This is a genomic window from Mycobacterium sp. E1715 (genome assembly GCF_001667625.1).
GTDB lineage: Bacteria > Actinomycetota > Actinomycetes > Mycobacteriales > Mycobacteriaceae > Mycobacterium.
On sequence record NZ_LZJJ01000010.1, the window covers coordinates 1 to 21,766 of the forward strand.

The 21,766-nt window shown below is 66.7% G+C and carries 20 protein-coding genes; 14 read left to right on the plus strand and 6 right to left on the minus strand.

Annotation, left to right across the window (positions count from 1 at the left end; translation table 11 throughout):
• From A9X03_RS00395 to A9X03_RS00405, 4 genes are all read left to right on the plus strand, one after another.
• Window positions 1–992: sulfatase-like hydrolase/transferase (locus A9X03_RS00395; RefSeq protein ID WP_231975315.1), on the plus strand; the 992-nt coding region annotated here is incomplete at its 5' end.
• Window positions 993–1,000: 8 nt separating this feature from the next.
• Window positions 1,001–2,224 (plus strand): FAD-dependent oxidoreductase, encoded by a 1,224-nt coding sequence (locus A9X03_RS00400; protein ID WP_067750178.1) that lies wholly within the window; start codon window positions 1,001–1,003, stop codon window positions 2,222–2,224.
• Window positions 2,225–2,385: 161 nt separating this feature from the next.
• Window positions 2,386–2,634, plus strand: a complete 249-nt coding sequence (locus A9X03_RS28035) for a hypothetical protein (RefSeq protein WP_082950357.1) — start codon at window positions 2,386–2,388, stop codon at window positions 2,632–2,634.
• A gap of 259 nt (window positions 2,635–2,893) precedes the next feature.
• Complete coding sequence (locus A9X03_RS00405; protein ID WP_068259156.1) at window positions 2,894–4,102, plus strand: cytochrome P450; 1,209 nt, start codon at window positions 2,894–2,896, stop codon at window positions 4,100–4,102.
• A 144-nt stretch (window positions 4,103–4,246) separates the two neighbouring features.
• Here A9X03_RS00405 and A9X03_RS00410 read toward each other — a convergent pair whose 3' ends face one another.
• Window positions 4,247–5,077, minus strand: coding sequence for a sugar phosphate isomerase/epimerase (locus tag A9X03_RS00410; RefSeq protein WP_067750182.1), 831 nt, complete (start codon window positions 5,075–5,077; stop codon window positions 4,247–4,249).
• 1 nt (window position 5,078) lies between these two features.
• The gene (locus tag A9X03_RS00415) at window positions 5,079–5,693 is read right to left on the minus strand and encodes a preprotein translocase subunit SecD (protein ID WP_067750184.1); all 615 of its coding nucleotides are present in this window, start codon (window positions 5,691–5,693) and stop codon (window positions 5,079–5,081) included.
• Window positions 5,694–5,842: 149 nt separating this feature from the next.
• Between A9X03_RS00415 and A9X03_RS00420 the strand changes: the two genes are divergently transcribed.
• The 8 genes from A9X03_RS00420 to A9X03_RS00455 all read left to right on the plus strand — a co-directional run bounded on the left by A9X03_RS00420 (window position 5,843) and on the right by A9X03_RS00455 (window position 15,807).
• Window positions 5,843–6,529, plus strand: a complete 687-nt coding sequence (locus A9X03_RS00420) for a TetR/AcrR family transcriptional regulator (protein ID WP_067750186.1) — start codon at window positions 5,843–5,845, stop codon at window positions 6,527–6,529.
• 261 nt (window positions 6,530–6,790) lie between these two features.
• Complete coding sequence (locus tag A9X03_RS00425; RefSeq protein WP_068259159.1) at window positions 6,791–7,993, plus strand: cytochrome P450; 1,203 nt, start codon at window positions 6,791–6,793, stop codon at window positions 7,991–7,993.
• Entirely contained in the window at window positions 7,993–8,829 is an 837-nt protein-coding gene (locus tag A9X03_RS00430; protein WP_068259162.1) for a mycofactocin-coupled SDR family oxidoreductase, read from the plus strand. Before A9X03_RS00425 ends, A9X03_RS00430 begins: the two co-directional genes overlap by 1 nt.
• Before the next feature lie 29 nt (window positions 8,830–8,858).
• Window positions 8,859–9,827 carry an enoyl-CoA hydratase/isomerase family protein gene (locus A9X03_RS00435; RefSeq protein ID WP_067750192.1) on the plus strand — a complete coding sequence of 323 codons (969 nt, stop codon included), beginning with the start codon at window positions 8,859–8,861 and terminating at the stop codon, window positions 9,825–9,827.
• Between the two features lie 16 nt (window positions 9,828–9,843).
• Window positions 9,844–12,177 carry a CoA transferase gene (locus A9X03_RS28040; RefSeq protein WP_082974395.1) on the plus strand — a complete coding sequence of 778 codons (2,334 nt, stop codon included), beginning with the start codon at window positions 9,844–9,846 and terminating at the stop codon, window positions 12,175–12,177.
• Entirely contained in the window at window positions 12,174–12,938 is a 765-nt protein-coding gene (locus A9X03_RS00445; RefSeq protein WP_068259164.1) for an SDR family NAD(P)-dependent oxidoreductase, read from the plus strand. The genes A9X03_RS28040 and A9X03_RS00445 overlap by 4 nt, the downstream gene beginning before the upstream one ends.
• A 4-nt stretch (window positions 12,939–12,942) precedes the next feature.
• The gene (locus A9X03_RS00450) at window positions 12,943–14,220 is read left to right on the plus strand and encodes a hypothetical protein (protein ID WP_068259166.1); all 1,278 of its coding nucleotides are present in this window, start codon (window positions 12,943–12,945) and stop codon (window positions 14,218–14,220) included.
• A gap of 396 nt (window positions 14,221–14,616) precedes the next feature.
• The gene (locus A9X03_RS00455; RefSeq protein WP_231975316.1) at window positions 14,617–15,807 is read left to right on the plus strand and encodes an AI-2E family transporter; all 1,191 of its coding nucleotides are present in this window, start codon (window positions 14,617–14,619) and stop codon (window positions 15,805–15,807) included.
• Window positions 15,808–15,872: 65 nt separating this feature from the next.
• Here A9X03_RS00455 and A9X03_RS00460 read toward each other — a convergent pair whose 3' ends face one another.
• The 4 genes from A9X03_RS00460 to A9X03_RS00475 are packed head-to-tail and all read right to left on the minus strand — an operon-like array spanning window position 15,873 to window position 20,227.
• A complete protein-coding gene (locus tag A9X03_RS00460) occupies window positions 15,873–16,727 on the minus strand; it encodes an antibiotic biosynthesis monooxygenase (RefSeq protein WP_068259168.1) in 855 nt (284 codons plus the stop codon).
• Between the two features lie 25 nt (window positions 16,728–16,752).
• The gene (locus A9X03_RS00465; RefSeq protein WP_067750200.1) at window positions 16,753–17,754 is read right to left on the minus strand and encodes a VOC family protein; all 1,002 of its coding nucleotides are present in this window, start codon (window positions 17,752–17,754) and stop codon (window positions 16,753–16,755) included.
• Between the two features lie 20 nt (window positions 17,755–17,774).
• Window positions 17,775–18,620: an alpha/beta fold hydrolase gene (locus tag A9X03_RS00470; RefSeq protein ID WP_068259171.1), complete on the minus strand. Its 846-nt coding sequence runs from the start codon at window positions 18,618–18,620 to the stop codon at window positions 17,775–17,777.
• 11 nt (window positions 18,621–18,631) lie between these two features.
• Window positions 18,632–20,227: a bifunctional 3-(3-hydroxy-phenyl)propionate/3-hydroxycinnamic acid hydroxylase gene (locus A9X03_RS00475; protein ID WP_067750204.1), complete on the minus strand. Its 1,596-nt coding sequence runs from the start codon at window positions 20,225–20,227 to the stop codon at window positions 18,632–18,634.
• 91 nt (window positions 20,228–20,318) lie between these two features.
• Between A9X03_RS00475 and A9X03_RS00480 the strand changes: the two genes are divergently transcribed.
• A complete protein-coding gene (locus A9X03_RS00480; protein WP_067783915.1) occupies window positions 20,319–20,978 on the plus strand; it encodes a TetR/AcrR family transcriptional regulator in 660 nt (219 codons plus the stop codon).
• Window positions 20,975–21,763, plus strand: a complete 789-nt coding sequence (locus tag A9X03_RS00485; RefSeq protein WP_067783917.1) for a 2-keto-4-pentenoate hydratase — start codon at window positions 20,975–20,977, stop codon at window positions 21,761–21,763. The genes A9X03_RS00480 and A9X03_RS00485 overlap by 4 nt, the downstream gene beginning before the upstream one ends.
• The last annotated feature ends 3 nt before the right edge of the window (window positions 21,764–21,766 follow it).

Here is a 21,766-nt window from a genome sequence, read left to right on the forward strand (position 1 = left end):
ACCCGGCCGATATTCCAGTCCATCCGGTCGACCATCGCGGCGTAGACCTCCATGCTGCGAGCCGACACCGCGCGCTGTTCATCGGTCATGTCGGCCCACTCGGGAGCGCCGTCGGCAACGACCGGGTGCGCCTCGATGTCCGGCGGACACAGGCCCAGCCGCTTGAGTGCGGCCAGTCGCTCTTCGCGCAGCGCGCGGTGTCGGCTCGCAGCATGGAGGTCTACGCCGCGATGGTCGACCGGATGGACTGGAATATCGGCCGGGTGCTCGATTACCTTGCGGAGCGCGGCGAACTGGACGACACCGTCGTTATCTTCCTGTCCGACAACGGCGCCGAGGGAGCGATCGTCGAGGCGATGCCGTTGGTCGGGGCCCGAATCGTCGCACAGATCGAAAAGCATTGCGACAATAGCCTGGACAACCTGGGCCGGCCCTCCTCGTTCATCTGGTACGGGCCGCGCTGGGCGCAGGCCGCCACCGCGCCGTCGCGGTTGCACAAGGCGTTCACCACCGAAGGCGGGATCCGCGTGGTGGGTTTCGTGACCTGGCCGGGGTTTGAACGGCAGCGCGAGATCGGTACGGCGTTCAGCACCGTCATGGACATCGCCCCGACCGTGCTCGAACTGGCGGGCGCGGCGCACCCCGGCACGTCCTACCGCGGGCGCGAGGTGGCGCCGATGCGCGGCCGCTCCCTGGTGGGGTACCTGTCCGGGGGTGCGGAGGCCGTTCATGACGCCGAGACGGGCACGGGCTGGGAACTGTTCGGCCGCAGGGCGATCCGCCAGGGAGACTGGAAGGCGTTGCATCTGCCGGCACCGTATGGCCCGGGCGGCTGGCAGCTCTATGACCTCGCGGCGGACCCCGGCGAAATTCACGACCTGGCCGGCTCGCACCCCCACAAGCTGGCCGAGCTGCTGGCGCTGTGGGATCGCTACGTCGAGGAAACCGGGGTAATCCTCGACCCCGTCTCGGTGTTCGACCTCGAGTTCTAAGGGCGCTGATGGCTGAGACGACGACCTGCGCAATCATCGGTGGCGGCCCGGCCGGCATGGTCCTGGGACTGCTACTGGCGCGGGCGGGCGTGCAGGTCACCCTGATGGAGAAGCACGGCGACTTCCTGCGCGACTTTCGCGGCGACACGGTCCACCCGACCACTATGCGGCTGCTCGACGAGCTGGGTTTGTGGGAACCCTTCGCGGCCTTGCCTTTCACCGAGGTCCGCACCGCGAAACTCGAATCCAACGGGCGCTCGGTGACCTACGTCGACTTCGAGCGGCTGCGCCAGCCCCATCCCTTCGTCGCGATGGTGCCACAGTGGGACCTGCTCAACCTGCTGGCCGACGCGGCTCAGGCGGAGCCCGGCTTCTCGCTGCGGATGAACACCGAAGTCACCGGGCTGCTATGGGACGCCGGCCGGGTCGCCGGAGTGCGCTACCGCGGCCCCGACGGCCCGGGCGAACTGCGGGCCGAGCTGACGGTGGCGTGTGACGGCCGCTGGTCGATCGCCCGGGAGCAGGCCGGACTGAAGGCGCGCGAGTTCCCGGTGAAGTTCGACGTCTGGTGGTTCCGCTTGCCTCATAAGGAAGACGTGGAGTACTCCTTCCTCCCTCGACTGGGTCCGGGCAAGGGCCTTGCCGTGATTCCGCGGGAGCGCTACTTCCAGATCGCCTACCTCGGGCCCAAGGGCACCGACGCCCAATTGCGGGCGCGCGGCATAGACGCGTTTCGTCGCGACGTCGAAGAGCTGCTGCCCGACATGCCCGAGTCGGTGGCGGCGCTGCAATCGATGGACGACGTGAAACATCTCGACGTGCACGTGAACCGGCTGCGTCGCTGGCACACCAAGGGGCTGCTGTGCATCGGCGATGCGGCGCACGCGATGTCGCCGTTGGGCGGCGTCGGCATCAACCTGGCGATCCAGGACGCCGTCGCAGCCGCGACCATTCTCGCGGAACCGCTTCGACGGCACCGCGTCGGCGACCGCGAACTCGCCGCGGTGCACCGCCGGCGCGTCTTCCCCACGGTGGTGACGCAACTCGTGCAGCAGGTGCTGCACCGAGCGTTGCTCGGGCCGTTGCTGCGCGGGGCCGACCCGACCCCGCCGGCGGCATTCCTCGGCCTTATGCAACGGCTGCCGTGGCTGTCGATCGTGCCGGCCTACTTCGTCGGTGTGGGTGTCTTGCCCGAGCACGCCCCGGCGTTCGCCCGTCGCGGGAACGGCTGAGTCGACGCAGGTCCGGGCCCGTGTGGACGCGGGGGCGTTTGCTACGTCGCGGGCGCGGGTAAACTGGTAGGGACAATTTGGGGGTCGTGAGATCGGTCCATCCCCGCACACCGCGGACGTTTCCTACGGGAACACCACGGGACCGAGAGGAGGCCAGAGAAGTGAACGTCAAGAAATTCGCAGGTAAGGCCGCGGTCGTCGGCGCGTTGAGCGCGGCGGCGCTGGGACTTGGTACGGGTATGGCGCAGGCGCACCCGGGACCGTGGCCCCCGCCCGTTCCGCCGGGTCCGCACGTCGTGGACAACGGTCATTGGAACCCGCTGCCGCCGGGGCAGGTCAAGCAGATTTGCCCGTGGCAGTCGCCACCCGGGCAGTGGATTGGCGGGCCGCACGGGGTTCCCTGCACGTAATTCGACCCGGCCACCGCAGCAGCTCTCGAACCACTGGTTCGAGAGCTGCTTTTTTCGCTGAATTCCTCAGCTTCGAGTGCGACCTAAAGCCTGCGTAGAACCAGGCGTCGTTCTTGGGTGTCCAGTATGGACTCAAGCCCATCTGGTGCGCTGGGCACGGAATTCTTGCGTTGGTTAGTGAGGCGACTCGCGGGGTTGCTGCGGATCCAGTCCGCGAGGCTGAGTTGATATACCCGGGAGAGGTGCCATACTTTTTGGTATGGAAACTGCGGTGAACCCATCGCTGCTGAGCCCGTTCTGGGAGACTGACCTTGAAACTCGCCTCAAGCACTTCGATACGTTGCGTGCCCGCAGTGGGGGTGTCGAGTTCATTCCGCAGCAGGATGGGCGTGGCTTTTGGTCGGTGACGTCCTATGCCGGGGTGCGTACGGTGACCCGGGACCCCAAGAGGTTCACGAGCACCCTTGGTTTCTCCTTGGACGACATGCCTCCGGATCTGCTCGAGATCCTTGGCTCGATCATCGTGATGGACGATCCCAAGCATCAGCAGTATCGGCGCCTCGCACAGGTGGCGTTCTCACCCCGATCAATTCGCCGCATGACCGATTACGTCGGCAGGCTGGCCGACGCCATCGTCGAAGAGATCCGGGAGCGTCGTACGTTTGACTTCGTCGAGACTGTGGCGGCAAGCCTTCCGTTCCAAGTCATCGCGGACCTGCTGGGAATCCCGGTCGGCGACCGCACGCGCTTGCGTGAACTCATTGACCTGATCCTGGGCGTCAACGACGGCCACGTCAGCGACATCGATACCAGTTTGCAGGCGGTCAGCGAGTTCTTCGAGTACACCATCGACCTTGGAAGGCAGCGACGCCGGTATCCTGGCGATGACATCACCTCCGCTTTGATGCAGGCCGAGGTCAACGGGAAACGGCTCACCGCAGCGGAATTCGGGTCTTTCGTGATCCTGCTCGCCGCGGCAGGAAACGACACCACGCGGACTGCACTGGCGTGGGCGATGCACCTGCTGAGCGAGCATGCCGACGAACGCGTCGCCCTGGCGGGCGATTTCGACGGACTTCACGGCAACGCCATCGAGGAGGTGCTCCGTTGGTCATCGCCCGTGCTGCACATGCGGCGGACTGCGACGACGGACACAGTCCTCGGCGACGTCCAGATAGCTGCCGGAGACAAGGTCGTGGTGTGGTATCTGGCCGCCAATCACGATCCGAGCGTGTTCCCCGACCCGTCGCGCTTCGACATCCTGCGCTCCAACGCCCGCGATCATCAAGCTTTTGGAGCCGGTGGACCACACTTTTGCCTCGGAGCGGGGTTGGCGCGGATGGAGATACGCGTCGTGCTGGGCACACTGCTGGCTGCGTTCCCGACACTGCGTGCGACGGCTCCGCCCGATCCGCTGCGCTCGATGTTCGTCCACGGTGTCAAGGCACTGTCCTGCACCCTGGACTAACTCAGGGATCTGACCGCTGGACTGACAGGGGCCATCACCGACCTTGGCGAACGGCGAATTCTGTTGCGCCGCTTTGCGTGAAGGCGGTGAATACGGGCACCCCACCGGTCGCCCTGTAGCCACCATCATGGTCATGGCGCAGTGTCACGGCATCTCGGACAGCAACCGCCGCGCCGCTTCTACGCATGGTCGCAGCCGGTCGATCGGGCTGACCCCGGACAACGCCAACGACCGTCGCGGTACCTCGATCTCGATCACGATGTCGGACGGGAGCGCGGAAAGGATGTCACGCAGGGGCAACTCGCCCTCGCCGGGCACCATGCGCTCAAACATGGCTTCTTCCATGTAGTTTTCGCTGCGCGGGCGCAGCGTGGTGTCGTTGAGTTGGGCGTACCCGATGCAAGCCGGGTCGATCGCGGCGAGATCGGCGGCACCCGAACCCGAGCGGACCAGATGCATGGTGTCGATCAGCAAGCGGAAGTCGGGCCGCCCCACGTGTTCGAGCGCGGCGAGCGCCGTCGGCAGGTCGCCGACGGTCAGTCCCGGTACCGGTTCGAGGAGTGTCCGGATCCCGCGCTGGGCAGCCAGCTCCGTCAGCGCGGCGAATTGGTCGAAGCTGCGGGGAACGTCGGCATCGAGACTGACCACATTGATTCGGGGGACGTTCAGCTCTGCGAGCACGTCGAGATCCGGCCGGAACGCGCTCATGTCGGCGCCGGGCAGCACCAGGAAGCCGTCACCGAGCGAGATCGTCACGCCGCGGTCATTCATCGCGGCGAGCACCGTCCGACGCAGGCCGGCGTCGTCGGTGAGAGAGAAGCGGGGATAGCCGAGCGGCACCAGCGGCATTCCCTGCAGCGCGGCGGAGACGAAATGGCAGCCGAGATCCGCGGCCAGGTTCACCAATTCGGCCGGGGGAAGGCCGAATACACTCAGCATCCCGATGCCGAGCCGATCCGTGCCCGTCGCGGTCATGTCACCCGGGACGACCGGCGAGTTGGGCCAATTGCGCGGCCCCCTCGGCCGTCTGGGTGGTCATGGCGATGCGCCCCGAAGTGACCGGGTCTTCGATGATCGGCGCCTCCAAAACGAGGTCGTCGCGGACAAACGCCACATGATCCTTCAAATGGCCAGCGGTATACGACGCCCACGCCGACGCCGATGGGGGGTCGAGGATCAGGGTCACGTCGTAGAAACCCGCCGTCAGCGACTTCGGCGGATCCACATGTATGAGCCCGAGCCGCATCGTCTCCGGGCCCAGCGTGTACAAGGTGGTCCGGCCGATATCGCACGCGGTGAACGCGTCGGTGGGCGCCACGGGATGGTTCGGGTCGGTGGTCGGGCATTTCTGCGGGCCGGCCGGCTGAGACTTGTTAACGGGGCGGACGGGCAGCGGCGCGATCTGCACGCTCGGTGCGGCCGTTGCGCTTGTGGTGGGTGTTTTGGTGGTTGTGGCGCTGGTGGTCGACGTGGTGGGCGCGGCCTGGTGTCGCGTCGAGTGGCAGCCGCACACCATTGAGAAGAGCAGGCCGGCGCACGTCAGGCCGGCCACCACCGCGCGAACCTTCGCCTCGCCTCGCCGTCGGATCATTCGGCCCATTGTTCCAGCCGAAAAAAAGACCGCGGCGATGCGTGCGCAGTCGTCCTACGGCACCGGTTTCGCCCGCGCTCGGGGGTCATGAAGCGCACCCGGCCCTTTACTGACACTACGAATATAGAGTAGCGTGTCGCTCCAAGACGATGGACAAACGCCGAAAGCCCAATCCGGGGGAGCGCCGCCGCGACTTATGCGATGTGGCCATTCAGCTGTTGGCCGACGACGGCGCGAAGGGCTTGAGCCATCTCAAGGTCGACCGCAAGGCCGGCGTCCCCGACGGCACCACGTCGTTTTACTTCCGCACCCGCTCCGCGCTGCTGAGCGCGGTGGCCGAGCGGCTGGCCGAGCTGGACCTCGCCGACCTGCAGTCCGTCGCCGACGACTCGGACGGCAGGGGTGAGAACCCGTCGCCCTCCCGGCTGTCCCAGGTGGTCATCCGATCCGGCGACGAGCCGCAGTTGTTCCGGACCAAGGCGCGCTACGAGCTGACGATGCAGGCCGCGCGTGATCCGTCACTGGCCGCGATCCTGCAGCGGGCCACGGACGAATTCACCAAGCTGCACCGTGAAATCCTGGTTCAGCTCATGCCGCACGGCGCGGACCTGGAACCCGCCGTCGTCGAGGACCTGAGCAACGTGACGCTGACGTTCATCAACGGGCTGCTCGTGCGGTTCGCCCACGGTGACCGGATCGTCGACACCCCCGAGCGGCTGGACGGGATCTTGTCGGCCATCGCGGCCGGCATTCTGCACAGCCCGCACCAGGGCCGGCTGACCAGTGCGGATGGGCGGGGCCAAGCCGGGGCGCACCGGGCCACGGCGCTCGGATGAGCGGCCCGTGCGCGCACACCTCGGCGGCGGGTTGTGCGGCATGGGGTCTTGCCAGACCATTGCCCATATGGTTCTCTACGAGAATAGAGTTAGGCCACGTTGACGGGCCGATTTCAGCCCAGCCCGTTCCCATGTCTGAGCAAAGCATTTAAGCGGAGTGTACAAATTGCCCGACCCGGATCCAGCGCTGCAATCCTGGCAGCGCGGGCGCTGCGCAAGCCGTACCAACACCCGGGAAGCGTCAGCGGTAGGAGGGATTTCGTGACGACGAGCACCGATAGCCATGTGCGATTCGACCCGTACGACGTCGAGCTGATCGCCGATCCGTACCCCGTGTTCAAGCGCCTGCGTGACGAGGCGCCGCTGTATTACAACGCCGAATACGATTTCTACGCGCTGAGCCGATTCGCGGATGTAAACAAGGCAATCATCGACCACGGCACTTACAGCTCCGCAAGGGGCGTGATCATGGAACTGATCAAGGCCAACCTCGAGATCCCGTCGGGGATGCTGATCTTCGAAGACCCGCCGATCCACGACGTGCACCGCAAGCTGCTGTCGCGCATGTTCACCCCCCGAAAGATCGCCGCGCTGGAGCCGATGATCCGGGAGTTCTGCGCACAAGCGCTCGATCCGCTGGTGGGGTCGGGGCGGTTCGACTTCGTCACCGACCTGGGCGCGATCATGCCGATGAAGGTGATCAGCGCGTTGCTCGGCATCCCCGAAGAAGATCAGGAATACATCCGCGATCGCGGCAATGCTCAGTTGCGCACCGAGCCCGGTAAGCCGATGAGCGCCGCCGAGCACGGCCTCTCGGTGGGCGAGCAGTTCGAGGCCTACATCGACTGGCGCGCCGACAACCCGTCGGACGACATCATGACCGAGCTGCTCAACGTCGAATTCGTCGACGAGACCGGGACCACGCGGCGGCTGAGGCGCGAAGAAATCCTGGTGTACCTCAACGTGGTGGCGGGGGCCGGCAATGAAACGACCACGCGCCTGATCGGTTGGGCCGGAAAGGTTCTCGCCGAGCACCCGGAGCAGCGCCGTGAACTCGTCGAAAACCCCGCACTGATCCCGCAGGCCATCGAGGAGTTGCTGCGCTTCGAGCCGCCCGCGCCGCACATGGCGCGTTATGTCACGCGCGACGTGAGCCTCTACGACCAGACGGTGCCGGAGGGCAGCGTAATGCTGATGCTGATCGGTGCTGCGTGCCGCGACGAGCGGCAGTTCGGTCCCGACGCAGGCGAATTCAACATTCATCGTCCCGCCCGTCCGCACCTCACGTTCAGCGTGGGCGCCCACTTCTGCCTGGGTTCGGCGCTGGCGCGGCTGGAAGGCCGCGTCGCCCTCGAGGAAATCCTCAAGCGCTTCCCGCAGTGGGAGCCCGATCTGGCCAACGCAACACTCAGCCCGACGTCGTCGGTCCGGGGCTGGGAAACTCTGCCCACCGTGGTGCCCTGATGACCGGCCGGGTCGAGGGCAAGGTCGCGTTCGTCAGCGGCGCCGCCCGCGGCCAGGGCCGCAGCCATGCGGTGCGCTTGGCGCAGGAGGGCGCCGACGTCATCGCGGTCGACGTCTGCGGGCCGATCGAGAACCTGGCCTACCCGCACTCGGTGCCGGAAGACCTGGCCGAGACGGCCGACTTGGTCAAAGCCCACGACCGTCGCATCGTCACCGCGCAGGTGGACGTCCGCGACTACGAGGGCCTGCGGTCCGCGGTGGACGACGGTGTGGAACAGCTCGGGCGGCTCGACATCATCGTCGCGAACGCGGGCGTGGGCACCGACGGCAGGAAGCTGCACAAGATCCGCGAGAACGTCTGGCAGGACATGATCGACATCAACCTGACCGGTGTCTGGCAAACGGTCAAAGCGGGCGTCCCGCAGATTCTTTCGGGCGGCCGCGGCGGGTCGATCGTGCTCACCAGCTCGGTCGGCGGGCGCAAGGCGTACCCGAATACCGGCCACTACATCGCGGCCAAACACGGCGTCATCGGCCTGATGCGCGCCTTCGCCGTCGAGCTCGGCCAGCACATGATCCGCGTCAATTCGGTGCTACCCACCCAGGTCAGCACCACGATGGTGATGAATGACAACACGTTCCGGCTCTTCCGCCCCGACCTGGAGAATCCGGGGCCGGAGGACTTCGCCCCCATCTCGCAGATGATGCACACGCTGCCGGTGCCCTGGGTGGAAGCCGCGGACATCAGCAACGCGGTCCTGTTCCTCGCCTCTGACGAATCGCGTTATGTCACTGGCGTTTCGCTTCCCGTCGACGCGGGCAGCTTGCTCAAGTAGTGCCAATACAAGAGAAGTTGGAGAAGCCGATGCCCGAATACGACTACGAAGAGATGAAGAAGGAAGCCGAGCCGTACATCAAGTTCGAGAAGGACAAGAAGAACCGGATCGCCTATATCACGTTCAACCGCCCCGAGGAGCTCAACTCCACGACCTTGGGAATGCGTCAGAACTACGCCGACCTGATCCACAAGTGCAACGTGGACGACGACGTCAAGGTCGTCGTGATCCGCGGCGAGGGAGAGGATTTCGGCAGCGGCGGCGACCTGCCCGAGCAGCGGGGCATGCTGGAAAATCCCGGCATGCCGCTGCTGCACGAACTGGCGATCAACGACGACGACGTGAAGTACCCGCCCGGCGGATCGTATCGGTACCTGTCCACCGTCACCGACTTCTACGCGAAGGCCCGTGCGGGCAACCGGCCGCTTCAGGAACTGCGCAAGATCAGCATCATCGAGGCCAAGGGCTACTGCTACGGCTGGCACTTCTACCAGGCCGGCGATGCCGACCTGGTGATCGCCTCGGACGACGCCCTCTTCGGGCACCCGGCCTTCCGTTACGTGGGCTGGGGCCCGCGCCTGTGGTGGTGGGCCGAGACGATGGGCCTGCGCAAGTTCTCCGAGATGCTCTTCACCGGAAGACCATTCAGCGCCAAAGAGATGTACGAGTGCGGCTTCGTCAACAGCGTGGTGCCGCGGGAGAAGCTGGAAGCAGAGACGCTGAAATACGCGATGGCGTGCTCCCGCTCGCGCCCGACCGACACGGTCGCCGTGCAGAAGACGTTCCTGGAGCTCTACAAGCAGCATAAGGGCGAATACTTCGGCAGCCTGCTCACCGGCATGGTCGAAGGCATGCTGCCGATGATCGCCAACGACGCCGAGGAAGTCGACCTGACCGCCGGAACCTTCGAGAAGGGCCTCAACAACGTCGTCAAGGACAACGACCTGAACTTCCCGCCGGAGTGGCGCCTGAGCCGCTCGGGTCGCGCGAAGCCCTGACCTTCGGGGAGCTCGCATGTCGGCGCTGACGGGTTTCCGGGTGATTGAGCTGGCCGGATCCGTAGCGGTCGAGTACTGCGGAAAACTGTTGGCCGACTTCGGCGTCGAGATCATCAAGGTCGAGGCTCCGGAGGGCGGCAGCCCGACGCGGGCGATGGCCCCCATCCTGGCCGACGGGTGCGACGGCAGCGGGCTGTTCGCGTACCTGAACACCAACAAAAGGTCTGTCGTGCTCGATCGCGGTACCGCTTGCGGCGCCGAGTCCCTGCATAAGCTCATCGGCACCGCCGACGCGGTCATCGGAGATGGTGCTACCGACTGGTCCGCCCAGTATCCGGATGTGGTGTTCTGCTCGATCGCGCCGTTCGGACGGGGCGCGCCACCCGAATCCGCCAATGCCAAGAGCATCAACGTGTTCCATGCCAGCGGTTGGGGCTACCACACGCCCAGTCACCCGGATCTCAGCAAGCCGCCACTGCAGGGGCCCGGCCGGTTCCTCGCCGACTACGAAGCGGGGCTGGATGCCGCGCTCTGCGTGACCGCGTCCCTATTCGGGCGACTGCACAGCGGTCGAGGCGAGTCCATCGACATCTCCGGGCACGCGGTGCTGGCCTCCCGCGCCGACTGCATTCTGGGGCGATTCATCACCGGGGAGGTGACCGCCGCGGGTCACCGCGGCGACTTCGACCAAGCAGGCCCCGCAGCGTTTTTCGGGTGCGCCGATGGCTTCGTCTACCTCTACATGACCAGCCGCGCCCACTGGCTCGGCCTGAAAGAACTGATGGGTCAACCTGGCTGGCTGGCTGCTTTCGAGGATGACTGGCTGGAGTTCTCCGTGACCGCCGAGAAGGTTGCCGCATTCCATCGCGGCTTCGCGGCATGGATTCGGGACCTTGCCAAGGACGACGCCTCCGACCGGGCCCAGCGACTGGGGGTGCCGCTGGTGCCGGTGAACGACGCCGCGAACCTTCATGACTCGCCGCAATACCGGCATCGCGGCTTCTTCCAGTGGGTGCGCCACCCGGTGCTGGGCGACGCGGCATACCCGACGGTGCCGTACGCGCTCAGCGCGTCACCGGCTCGAATCACCGATCCCGCACCGACGCTCGGTCAGCACACGCGGCGGGTGCTGGACCGCATCGATTCGGTGCGGCCGCGGCCGCAGGTCGCGTCGCCGCAGTTGAAGCCCCCGATGATTCCGCGGGGCGGGCCGCTGGAGGGGGTGCGGGTCGTCGAGCTCACCAAGGTGTGGGCCGGCCCGTATGCCGGCAAGCTGCTCGCGATGCTGGGCGCCGAGGTCGTCAAGATCGAAACCGCGGGCAGCCCCGAGGAGATGCGCGCTTACGGCGGCACCGACATCAACCACGCGCCGTACTTTCTGAGCATCAACCCCGAAATCCTCAGCGTGGACCTGGACATCAAGTCCGCCGAGGGCATGTCGCGGCTGCGGGAGCTGATCGGCCGCAGCGACGTCGTGCTCAACAACCTTCGCCCGGGCGCGATGGAACGCCAGGGCCTGGGGTACGCGCAACTGAGGGAGATCAAACCGGACATCATCTCGGTGTCGATCAAGATGTGGGGCAACGACGGGCCACTGGGCCACCAAACCGGTTACGCGCCCTGCTTCGCCGCCCTGGCGGGGCTGGCCTCGCTGGTCGGCTACCGCGGCGGCCCGCCGCTTGGAACCAGCATGCGTTACGGCGATTCGACCGTCGGAGCGGCGGCCGCGTACGCCGCCGTGGTCGCGCTGCTTCATCGTGAACTGACCGGCGCAGGCCAATTCGTCGACATATCAGCGGTGGAGACCCTGTCGTCCATGATCGGCGACCGGCTCCTCGAGCAAGCGCTGACCGGCCGTCGCCTCGAGCCCAGCGGCAACGATCATCCGGACATGTGCCCGCACGGCTGCTACCCGTGCGCGGACGGTGCCTGGATTGCCGTGGCGGTCACCGACGATGCGCAATGGCGGGCGTTGTGCGAGGTGCTCGGCGCCGAGTCGCTCGCAAGCGAGGGCCGTTACGCGCGCATGGACCAGCGGCGGCACCACGCCGAGACGCTCGATGCATGCCTTACCCAACTCACCCGAAGCCATGACGCCGAGCGCCTGGCGCAGCGCCTGCGCGCGGCCGGGGTTCCGGCCGGCAAGAGCGCCACCTCGCTCGACGTGATCAGTGATCAACGGCTGTGGGACCGCGAGCTGTATCGATTCGTCAGCGATCATCGTGAGGGCCAGCGCCCGATCGTCGGGCCGTCCTGGCGGATGGCCCGCAGCCAGGCGCGCATCGCCCGCGGCGCGCCGGACCTGGGCGAGCACACCGAGTATGTGCTGCACGGGATACTGGGCGCATGACGGCGACACTTGCACGTACCGCGGCCCTGGTGACCGGCGCCAGCAGCGGGATCGGCGCCGCGACGGCGAAGGCGCTGGCCGCCGAGGGCGCGGCGGTGGCCCTGCTCGCGCGCCGCGCGGACCGGCTCGCGGAACTGAAAGCCGACATCGAATCCACCGGGGGCACAGCGCTTGCGGTGACCGCCGACGTCACCGATGCCGAACAGGTGTCGGCGGCCGTCCAGCGCGCGGTGACGGAGTTCGGCCGGCTGGACACGGTGGTGAACAACGCCGGGTTGATGCAGTCCGGCCCCGCGGCCGAGGCGTCGCTGCGCGATTGGGACGCCATGGTGACGGTGAACGTGCAAGGGGTCCTGTACGTCAGTCGAGCGGCGCTCCCGCACCTGATCAACGCCGCGGCCGACTCACCGCGCGGTGTCGCCGATCTGGTCACCATCAGCTCGACGGCCGGTTGGGTCGCCCGGCCCAACACGGCCGTCTACTCGTTGACGAAGTTCGGTGTGAATGCTTTCAGCGAGGGCGTTCGGCAAGAGGTGCTCGGCCAGCGGGTGCGTGTCGGCGTCGTCGGCCCCGGAACGGTCGACACCGAGATCTTCGGTCACCTGGCCGAATCGTCCCGGGAAGCGTTCGAGCGCCAGACCGCGGGCATGGTCAAGTTGCGGCCCGAAGACATCGCAGACGCGGTGCTGTTCATGGTGACTCGTGATCGCCGGGTGGCGGTCAACCACATGCTGGTGCGCGCGGCCGAACAAACCTGGTAGTCGGTTGAATTCGCATTGGGCTGTGGGCGACCACTACGGGTTGGCGTTTCCGGCCGACGCGGCGGCGCTGCACACCGGCGGTGCACGCTTTCTCACCGAGGCGTTTCTGGCATCGGGAGCGATGCGGGACAACAGTGTCAGTCGCGTCACCGGTTTCCGCGAGGTGACCGGGGGCAGCACCGGCCGGAAAGTCGCGCTCTCGGTCGAATACGCCCAGCCCGCACCGAACCTGCGCACGGATTTGTTCGTCAAGTTCTCGCGTGACTTCGACGAGCCGGCGCGCGATCGCGGCAAGACACAGATGGAGCCGGAGGTGCGGTTCGCCGCACTGTCGAGGGCGCCGGGTTTTCCGATCGCGGTGCCCGAGCCGCAGTTCGCCGACTATCACCGCCATACCGGCACCGGGATCCTGATCAGCGAGCGGATTCGATTCGGCGAGAACGGAATCGAGCCCCATTACCACAAGTGCCTCGACTACGAGATGCCCCGGCCCTTGGAGCATTACCGGGCATTGCTCACCGCGCTGGCCCGGCTCGCCGGGACCCACCGGTCCGGGCGGTTGCCGGCGGCATTGACCGAACACTTTCCGCTGGACGTGGCCGCGGCGACGGTGGGGGAGCGTGCGCCGCTGTCGGCGGACAAGCTGGAACGCCGACTGGAAGAGCTGGCCGAATTTGCGCGGGCCCATAGCGGATTGCTGCCGGCCGGTTCGGCGGAATTGACGGCCCGCCTGCGTGACGACGTGCCGCGGTTCGCGGACCACGAGCACGAGATCACCCGCCTTCTGGCCGGCGACTCCGACTATGTCGCGCTGTGCCATTGGAACGCCAACATCGACAACGCGTGGTTCTGGCGCGACACGGGCGGCGTTCTGCGCTGCGGCCTGATGGATTGGGGGTGCGTCGGGCAGATGAACCTGGGCATGGCGATCTGGGGAGCCATGTCGGGCGCCGAAACCGATTTGTGGGCAGCCCATCTCGACGAACTGCTACGGCTGTTCGCGACCGAGTTCCGTCGTTGCGGTGGGCCGGAACTCGATCCGGTTCGGTTGCGCCGGAACACCTTGCTCTACGCGGCGACCATGGGCGTTGCCTGGCTCCTTGGTGTGCCGGGAATGATCCGGAAACGCTTCGAGGCCATTCCGAACAGCCGCACGCATCCCCTGTTCCGCGACGACGAGAGCGTGCGGGCACCGCTGCAGATGCTGTCGAACCTTCTGTTCGTGTGGGAACGGCATCGCGTGGCCACGCTGCTCGATGACGCACTCGCCGATGGCGATTGAGCTACGGCTCATCGTCGTCGCCATCTCGAAGCATCGGGTGCTGAAAAGTGTTGGTGCGGGGCTGACCGCGGTCCAAGCGCGTGGGCGGATCGAGGCGGCCGCCGCCTCGCAGCTGCCGGGCAGCGCCCACGACGACCGCAGCCACCATTCCGCGCGCTACCCAGCCTGCGGCCCTCGCCATTCCTCACCCCCCCGGCCGGCTCAGCAAGGGGACCGGAATACGAGTCTCGACTGGAAAATCGCCCGAAGGGACACCACCGGGGTCGACGGCGGCCACGGACTTCGTTCGAGTGGGATCTGTGATTTTGGCCCGGGTCGGATAGCTCAGCGTCACTGTTAAAGACGACGCCGCGGACATCGTGGGTTCATTCCCTGCTGACGAACGGAGTTGGGACAGTGGAGAACAACAACAAGGGCCCGGCCGGCGGTAAGGACCTCGCCGATCGGGGCCATCACCGCCGCGTGGGTCGCCCGCACCGCGACGAGGAAGGGGCGATCGCGGCCGCCGAAAACGCCGCGGCGCGACTACGATCGGACAGCCACCCGTTCGGTACCCGGGGTCAACGATTCGATCGGCGTTCGCCGTTCTATCTGGGGCTGACGGCCTCGGCCGGTGTGGCAGTCACCTATGGGGCGGTGCGGATGCTCGGGGCAGCGTCCTCGGTTCTGGTCTTGATCGGGGCGGCGATATTTTTTGCCCTCGGGCTTGAGCCTGCGGTGTCTGGGCTAGTGAACCGCAAACTGCCGCGCTGGGCCGCGGTAAGCCTCGTGGTCGTGACCGTGTTTGGGGTCCTCGTCGGTGCCGTGGCGGCGGCGGTCCCCCCGCTGGTGCAGGAAGCCCGTCAATTCGTCGAGCAGGTCCCACATTTTCTTCAGCAGGCACAGAGCCGCTCCACCGTGATCGGGGGACTAAACGAGCGCTTCCATGTTCAACAGCGGATCGGCGACATGCTACACAATTCGGGCTCGCCAGCCGTTGGGGGCCTCCTCAAGGCCGGGGAGACCATCTTCGGAGCACTGTCACACGTCGGGATTGTGGCCGTGCTCACCGTCTACTTTCTGGCCGAACTGCCGCGGATCCGATCGACCATGTATCGGTTGGTCCCGAAGTCGCGGCGACCGCGCGCGATCCTCATCGGCGACGAGGTGATGGCGAAGTTCGGTGACTACGTTTTCGGCAATGTGCTGACCTCTGTCATCGCCGGGGCGGCAACGTTCGCATGGTGCTTCGTCCTGCATGTTCCATATGCGGTGCTGCTCGGGCTGTTCGTCGCGATCATCGATCTATTCCCCTATGGGTCAACGGTCGGCGGGTTTGTGGTCGCGCTGGTGGCGCTGACGGTGTCCATCCCGGTCAGTATCGCCACTGTGGCTTTCTACGTCGCCTTCCGGTTGGCCGAGGACTACCTGTTGACGCCCAAGATCATCGGGCGTGCGGTGAGAGTGCCCGGAGGAGTGACCGTGTTCGCCGTTCTCATCGGCGCGGCGCTGCTCGGGGTAGTAGGGGCGTTGGTCGCGATACCCGTCGCCGCGGCAGTCCAGCTTCTGGTTTCGGAACTCCTCTTTCCGACGCTGGATGAAGCATGATGGGGTCCGCCCCACCGGCGCGTGGCCCGGACCGTCCCATGCGGCTCGACATTTCGGCCGATGAGTTAGGTCAGCCACCCTCGTAGCGCACGGGTGATTAGCGGCATCACGAGCCATGTCAGGATCGCCACGTTTGCCACCGCGGTCAGCGGCACCACGGCCCACAGTGGAAGGTCGGGGGCGGTCGACTGGCGGACAGCGGTGACCAGAAGTGATACCGGTATCAATCCGGCGATCACTGCGATCGCTTGTTTCCATTGTTTGGGTCCCGCCCCCGGCGGGCTAAACCAGCCGGCGTAGCCACCGACGACGTTGACGGTTCGCTCGCTTTCGGTCAGCGCCGACATGGCGCGCAGAATGTTCCGGCGTTGCGCAGACCTCATCCAGCGGTCGAGATCGTCGCGGGTGTGAAACGTCAGCAGCGCCACCGTGTCCGGTTGAGCGCCCGCGACGGCCGGGATGAGTTGGTGGCGGATAAGACCACCCAGCGCGCCGGCGGCCGCCACGGCATTCTCGTGGAGCTCGCGGTGGGCCTTTTCGGCTCCCTGGCGTAAACGGACAGCACTGATCAGGGTGACGCTATCGATTCGGGGTTGAACGATGCGTTGCTCTATAGGCCGATCCTTAAGATATGCGTCGCATTCAGCGATCAAGGCCGCGCGCTGTGCAGAGCACAGCCACGCATCAAGGTCTCGCTCTGACCGAAACTGATAGATCACCACCCACTCGCACGGGTGGTTCTCGTCGGGTGGCTGCACGCTCATGCCGATGTAACCGGAAGACCGCTCGATTGCCCGGCGCAGGCGGCGCAGCCAGCGTCGAAACCGCCGGTGTTCGTTGTCGTTTACTCGCCGCGATATGACCACGGTGGCATAGCCGGGACCGTGAGACGTCACCGAGGCGGCGGCGGTGGCGCTCATGACGGCATGATCCGGCTCGCTTACCTCAGTCGTCGGCGATCGCCGGGGAACTGAGCGCGGGGACGGTGTCCTCGCGATGCAGCACCGACCGCGCGGCCACGGCGAACATCTCGAGCTTGTCGACCACGGTCTGCCCCTCCAGCTTGTGCCCCCAGATGCTGATGCCCTGGTGGGTCGTCGGCTTCCAGACGGACTCGTCGACGACGATCGGGTTCCAGCCGACCTCCCACTCGAATCCCGACGGGGTCATCGCGTAGTACGACAGTTCCTTGTCGTTGGTGTGCTGCCCGACCGACATCGTCATCTCGAAACCCAGTGCCTTGACGCGCTGATACGACGCCACCATGTCGTCGAGCGTGGCGGCTTGGACGTTCACGTGTTGCACCCGCGTGCGAATCGGGTTGACGGGCAACATGTTCACGGACGCGATCGCCACGGAGTGGTGACGTTCGTTGACGCGCAGGAAGCGGACCTTCAGCTTCAGGCCGTTGATCGTCTCGTCGATGTAGTCCGACAGGCGCGCGTTGAACACGTGGTCGTAGTAGCCCCGCATCTCGTGCGGCTTCTTCGTGAAGATCGCCACGTGGCCCAATCCGCCCGCGCCGGTGACGAACCCGCTGCCCGGTATATCCAGCGCCAGCGGCGCCGTGCGGGCGGTGGTGTACACCTCCTGGGTCAGCCCGTTGGGTCCGGGGAACCGCAGGAAGCGCTCCACGCCGCGGAGTTTGGCGTCGTCGTCGGAGCCCTCCACGGCCGGCACGCCGTGGTCGGTGACCCGCCGGCAGATTTCGTCGAAGGTGGCGTGGTCGTCGAGATGCCAACCGAAGGCGACGACGTCCTCCGCCGGCCCCTGCCGCAGCAGGAAGCGACATTCGTTGGCGTCCAAGCGAAACCGCATCGTGTCGGGCAGCATCTCGTCGAGGTGCATGCCGATCGCGTCGCGGCCGAAGCGCTTCCAGTCGGCGAACTTGTTGGTTTCGATCACGACATAGCCCAGGTGGACGTTGCCGAAGACGTCAGTGGTCATGAGATTCTCCTTAAAGATGGTCAGGCCGTCAGAAACGCGGTGGTGACGGCGTTGAAGAAGTCGGCGCGTTCCCACTGGACCCAGTGGCCCGTGTTCGCCGTGATGAGCACGTCGGCGTTGGGCATCCGCTCGCCCAGCATTGCCGCGCCGCTGGGCTTGTTGACCTTGTCGTCACGTCCCCAGATGACGAGCGTCGGGGTGGCCAGGTGCTTGAGCCGACGGTCGCGGGTGAAGTCCATTCGCCACAACACCCTTGGGCCCGTCGGCCGTTGCAGGGGCGGATTGGCGACGACCTCGGGCTCGATCGACGACTGGTAGCGCGCCTCGATCAGGGCATCCGGGACGGATTCGCCGTCGTACACCAGATACGAGCGGATGAAGGTGCGCAGCTTTTCGGGGCTGGGCCCGTCGCCGCCGTAGTACGACAGCAGGCTTTTCAGCCCCGCGGTCGGCAGCCCACGGCTCGTCCCGACACCGCCCGGCCCCATCAGCACGAGTTTGTCGACCCGATGCGGGCTGTCCAGGGCGAGGCGCAACGCGCAGGCACCGCCGAGGGAGTTGCCGACCAGGTGCGCGCGCTGGATGCCGAGTTGGTCGAACATGCCGCGGATGTGCTCGGCCAGGTAGCCGAACGGATCGTCGCGATCGACCCCCTTGGACGAGCGGCCGTAGCCGGGCATGTCGGGGACGATCACGCGGAAGTTCTCGGCCAGCGGCTCGATGTTCTTCGAATAGTTCGACACGCCCGACGCGCCCGGGCCGCCGCCGTGCAGGAGGACCACCGGTGGGCCGTCCCCAGCCTCGACGAGGAAGATGTCTTTCCCGTTGACGCGCACGGTGCGCTCGATCATGGTGTTGCTGGTCATCGAATCCGTCCTTAAACCGTGGCGATCGCAAGTGCGGCGTTGCCGGGCGCAGCGGGTCGCCGCTCAATAAATCCGGCCGGGGGCCCCGGCAACCGCTGGTCTTCCTTTGCGGCGGCGTAGACGAACCCGTCGGGCCGCACCACCACCACCGACGCGCCGCGCTTGTCGAGCCAGCGCGTGAGAATGCCGTCGGCGTCCACGACGCTGTCAGCGCTCGGAACCGCCCCGGGCACAAGGATTTTCAGGACGGGGACGCCCGCCTCACGCCACTCCCGCAGATCGGGGGCCGGCCCGAGGTGCAGCACGGTCCAGCGGCCGCCGATGACGTCGTCCAGGCGGACGGCGTCACCCTTCTCCTCGACCACCCACGGCTGCTGGATGAGCCAGCCGACGGCACCGTTTCCGTTGTGCGCCAACAAACCCTTCTGGTAACGCGCGTCGGGCAGCCAGCGGTGCTGGCGGAGCCAGGACGTGAACCCGGGCACCTTGCTCGCGGTGCGGAAGAAGTGGTTTCGCACGGCGGCGCGCCGCGGGTCGCGTTGGATGATCAGCTTGCCCGTCTTGACCGCGCGGTTGGTGACCTCCTTCACGTGTGGCATCCGCTCAGCCTGGTAGGTGTCCAGCACCGACTCGGGCAGCGACCCGTTCAGCACCGCGGCCAGCTTCCAGCACAGGTTCGCCACGTCGCGAACACCGGCGCACATGCCCTGGCCGATCCACGGTGGCATCGCGTGCGCGGCGTCCCCGGCCAGGAAGACGCGGCCGACGCGCCACCGGTCGGCGAAGCGGACGTGGTGGCTATAGCAGGCGAACCCGAGGATCTTCACGTTGTCGGGCGAGATCCCCTGCCCCCGCAGCACCTTCCAGATCGCCTCCTCGGAGAGGAGATCCTTCTCGTCCTCCTCGTCTCGCACCGGGAACTCCCACCGGTGGTGACCCAGCGGGGTGGGGCAGTCGACGGTCGGCCGCTCCGGGTTGCAGTGAAAGCGCAGCCGGTCGTGGCCCGGCCATTCCTTGAGCACCTTGGTGTCGATGACGATCCAACGCTCCCCGTAGGTGCGCCCGCTGAAACCGATGCCCAGCTGGCCGCGGATGAAGCTCGACCCACCGTCCGCGGCGATCACGTACGACGCCCGGATCCGGCGGAACTCGTCGGCGCGAAGATCGGCCAGCATGAGTTCGACGTGATCGTCACGCTGGACCACCCGCAGGCACTCGTGCTCGAGGAGGACCGTGACGTTGGGGAAGCGGTCCACCCCTTCGCGCAGCACCTTCTCCAGTGCCGGCTGGTAGATGAACTGTTGCGGCGGGTGGCCGTTGCCCCGCGACACCGGCAGGAGCCGCACGAACGGGACGCCGTCGGCGTCGACGAAGTTGGCGCCGTTGCCGGGCTGCATGTCGGCGTTGAGCCGGTCGGCCAGGCCGACCTGTTGCCAGATGCGCACGACCTCTTCGTCGGTGGAGATGGCCCGCGCGCGTACGTAGATGTTCGGATCGCGCTCGACGACGACGACCTTGAGGCCCAGCTGGCCGAGCAGGTTGGCGGCGGTGACGCCGACCGGCCCGTACCCGACGATCGCTACGTCATGAATCGGTTGGTCTGACATGAGGGGAACCTTCGGTGGAGAGGTTGTTAATGTAGTGCTCCATACAGTAAGCTCTCGATAGCGTGATCGTCAACACCCCGGAGGAGGGAATGTGGCACAGAAAAAATCGGCCGGCCCTGAGGCCGCCGAACCCCGTGCTCAGCGGCGCACGCGGGCCAATGGCGAGCAGTCGCGCGAGCGGATCCTGGACGCGGCGACCGAGGTCGCCACGGAACGCGGCTACGACGGCACCACGATCTCACTGGTCAGCAAGAAGAGCGGCCTGCCTCCGACTTCCATCTACTGGCATTTCGCCGACAAGGACGACCTGATCGCGGCGGTCATCGAGCGCAGCTTCCAGCGCTGGCTGGCCGAGCTCGACCTGACAGAAGTGACGCCGGACCGCGAGTGGATGACGGAGTTCGGCGGCCGGGTCGCCAAGGCCCTGCTCGATGCGCCGGACTTCCTCCGCCTCGGGCTGATGCTGAGCCTGGAGCGTCGGCCCGTCGAACCGCGGGCCAGGGAGATGTTCCTCGAGGTGCGCGATCGCGCGTTCCACCGGTTCGCGGAGATGGTGCGGCAGCTTGCCCCGGAGCTCGGCGACGAAGGTGTGCACCTGCTAACCACCTACGCGATTGCCGGCGCCGACGGGTTGTTCATCGCCAAGGAAGTCGGCGGGGACTCCGTCGATCTGGTCAGGCTGTTGGACCTGCACGTCCGCATCGTCTTCGACATGGCGGCCAAGCTGCTCGAACCGGGGGAGCCGGCATGACCGTTCAATCCGCTCAGCTGACCGACGCCGCACAACTGCTCTACGACGCGCAGAGCACCCGCGTCCCGATCGAGCCGCTGACGCAGATGTATCCGAATATGACGGTGGCCCAGGCGTATTCGGTGCAGCGCGCCAACATGGTCCGCTATCTCGCCGAGGGTCGCACGCTGCGCGGCCACAAGATCGGCATCACCTCCGCGCCCATGCAGCAGCTGCTGGGGGTCGACGAGCCCGATTTCGGCTACGTCCTCGACAGCATGGTGCTCCCCGACGCGGCGACCGTGCCGGTCACCGCGTTCTGCGCGCCGCGCGTCGAGCCTGAGGTCGCCTTCCTGATGCGCGCGCCGCTGCGCGGGCCGGGCGTGACGATCGGCGACGTGCTGGCCGCCACCGAGGCCGTCGCCCCGGCGTTGGAGATCGTTGACAGCCGGATCGCCGATTGGCGGATCACGTTGGCGGACACCGTGGCCGACAACGCGAGCTCCGGTGCGGTGGTGCTGGGCGAGTGGGTGCCGATCGGCCGGGCGCCGGCGCTCCCCGAGACCACCGCGACACTCGTCGTCAACGGCGTGACCGTCGCCACGGGCGCGGGCACCGCCGTGCTGGGTCATCCCGCCGCCGCCGTCGCCTGGCTGGCCAACGCGGTCGCGAAATACGGCACTGCCATCGAGGCCGGCGCGTTCGTCATGTCCGGCTCGTATACCACGGCGCCGTTCGTCGGCGCGGGAGATCGGGCGTCGGCGGCGGTCAGCGGGCTCGGCGCCGTCAGCGTGACTTTCGAGTAGGGA

What these genes read in the sequence shown, in the direction of transcription:
- A9X03_RS00400 (WP_067750178.1), top strand. Translation starts at nt 1,001, where the DNA reads ATGGCTGAGACGACGACCTGCGCAATCATCGGTGGCGGCCCGGCCGGC.
- A9X03_RS00405 (WP_068259156.1), top strand. Translation starts at nt 2,894, where the DNA reads ATGGAAACTGCGGTGAACCCATCGCTGCTGAGCCCGTTCTGGGAGACT.
- A9X03_RS00410 (WP_067750182.1), bottom strand. Translation starts at nt 5,077, where the DNA reads ATGACCGCGACGGGCACGGATCGGCTCGGCATCGGGATGCTGAGTGTA.
- A9X03_RS00415 (WP_067750184.1), bottom strand. Translation starts at nt 5,693, where the DNA reads ATGATCCGACGGCGAGGCGAGGCGAAGGTTCGCGCGGTGGTGGCCGGC.
- A9X03_RS00420 (WP_067750186.1), top strand. Translation starts at nt 5,843, where the DNA reads ATGGACAAACGCCGAAAGCCCAATCCGGGGGAGCGCCGCCGCGACTTA.
- A9X03_RS00430 (WP_068259162.1), top strand. Translation starts at nt 7,993, where the DNA reads ATGACCGGCCGGGTCGAGGGCAAGGTCGCGTTCGTCAGCGGCGCCGCC.
- A9X03_RS00435 (WP_067750192.1), top strand. Translation starts at nt 8,859, where the DNA reads ATGCCCGAATACGACTACGAAGAGATGAAGAAGGAAGCCGAGCCGTAC.
- A9X03_RS28040 (WP_082974395.1), top strand. Translation starts at nt 9,844, where the DNA reads ATGTCGGCGCTGACGGGTTTCCGGGTGATTGAGCTGGCCGGATCCGTA.
- A9X03_RS00445 (WP_068259164.1), top strand. Translation starts at nt 12,174, where the DNA reads ATGACGGCGACACTTGCACGTACCGCGGCCCTGGTGACCGGCGCCAGC.
- A9X03_RS00460 (WP_068259168.1), bottom strand. Translation starts at nt 16,727, where the DNA reads ATGAGCGCCACCGCCGCCGCCTCGGTGACGTCTCACGGTCCCGGCTAT.
- A9X03_RS00465 (WP_067750200.1), bottom strand. Translation starts at nt 17,754, where the DNA reads ATGACCACTGACGTCTTCGGCAACGTCCACCTGGGCTATGTCGTGATC.
- A9X03_RS00470 (WP_068259171.1), bottom strand. Translation starts at nt 18,620, where the DNA reads ATGACCAGCAACACCATGATCGAGCGCACCGTGCGCGTCAACGGGAAA.
- A9X03_RS00475 (WP_067750204.1), bottom strand. Translation starts at nt 20,227, where the DNA reads ATGTCAGACCAACCGATTCATGACGTAGCGATCGTCGGGTACGGGCCG.
- A9X03_RS00485 (WP_067783917.1), top strand. Translation starts at nt 20,975, where the DNA reads ATGACCGTTCAATCCGCTCAGCTGACCGACGCCGCACAACTGCTCTAC.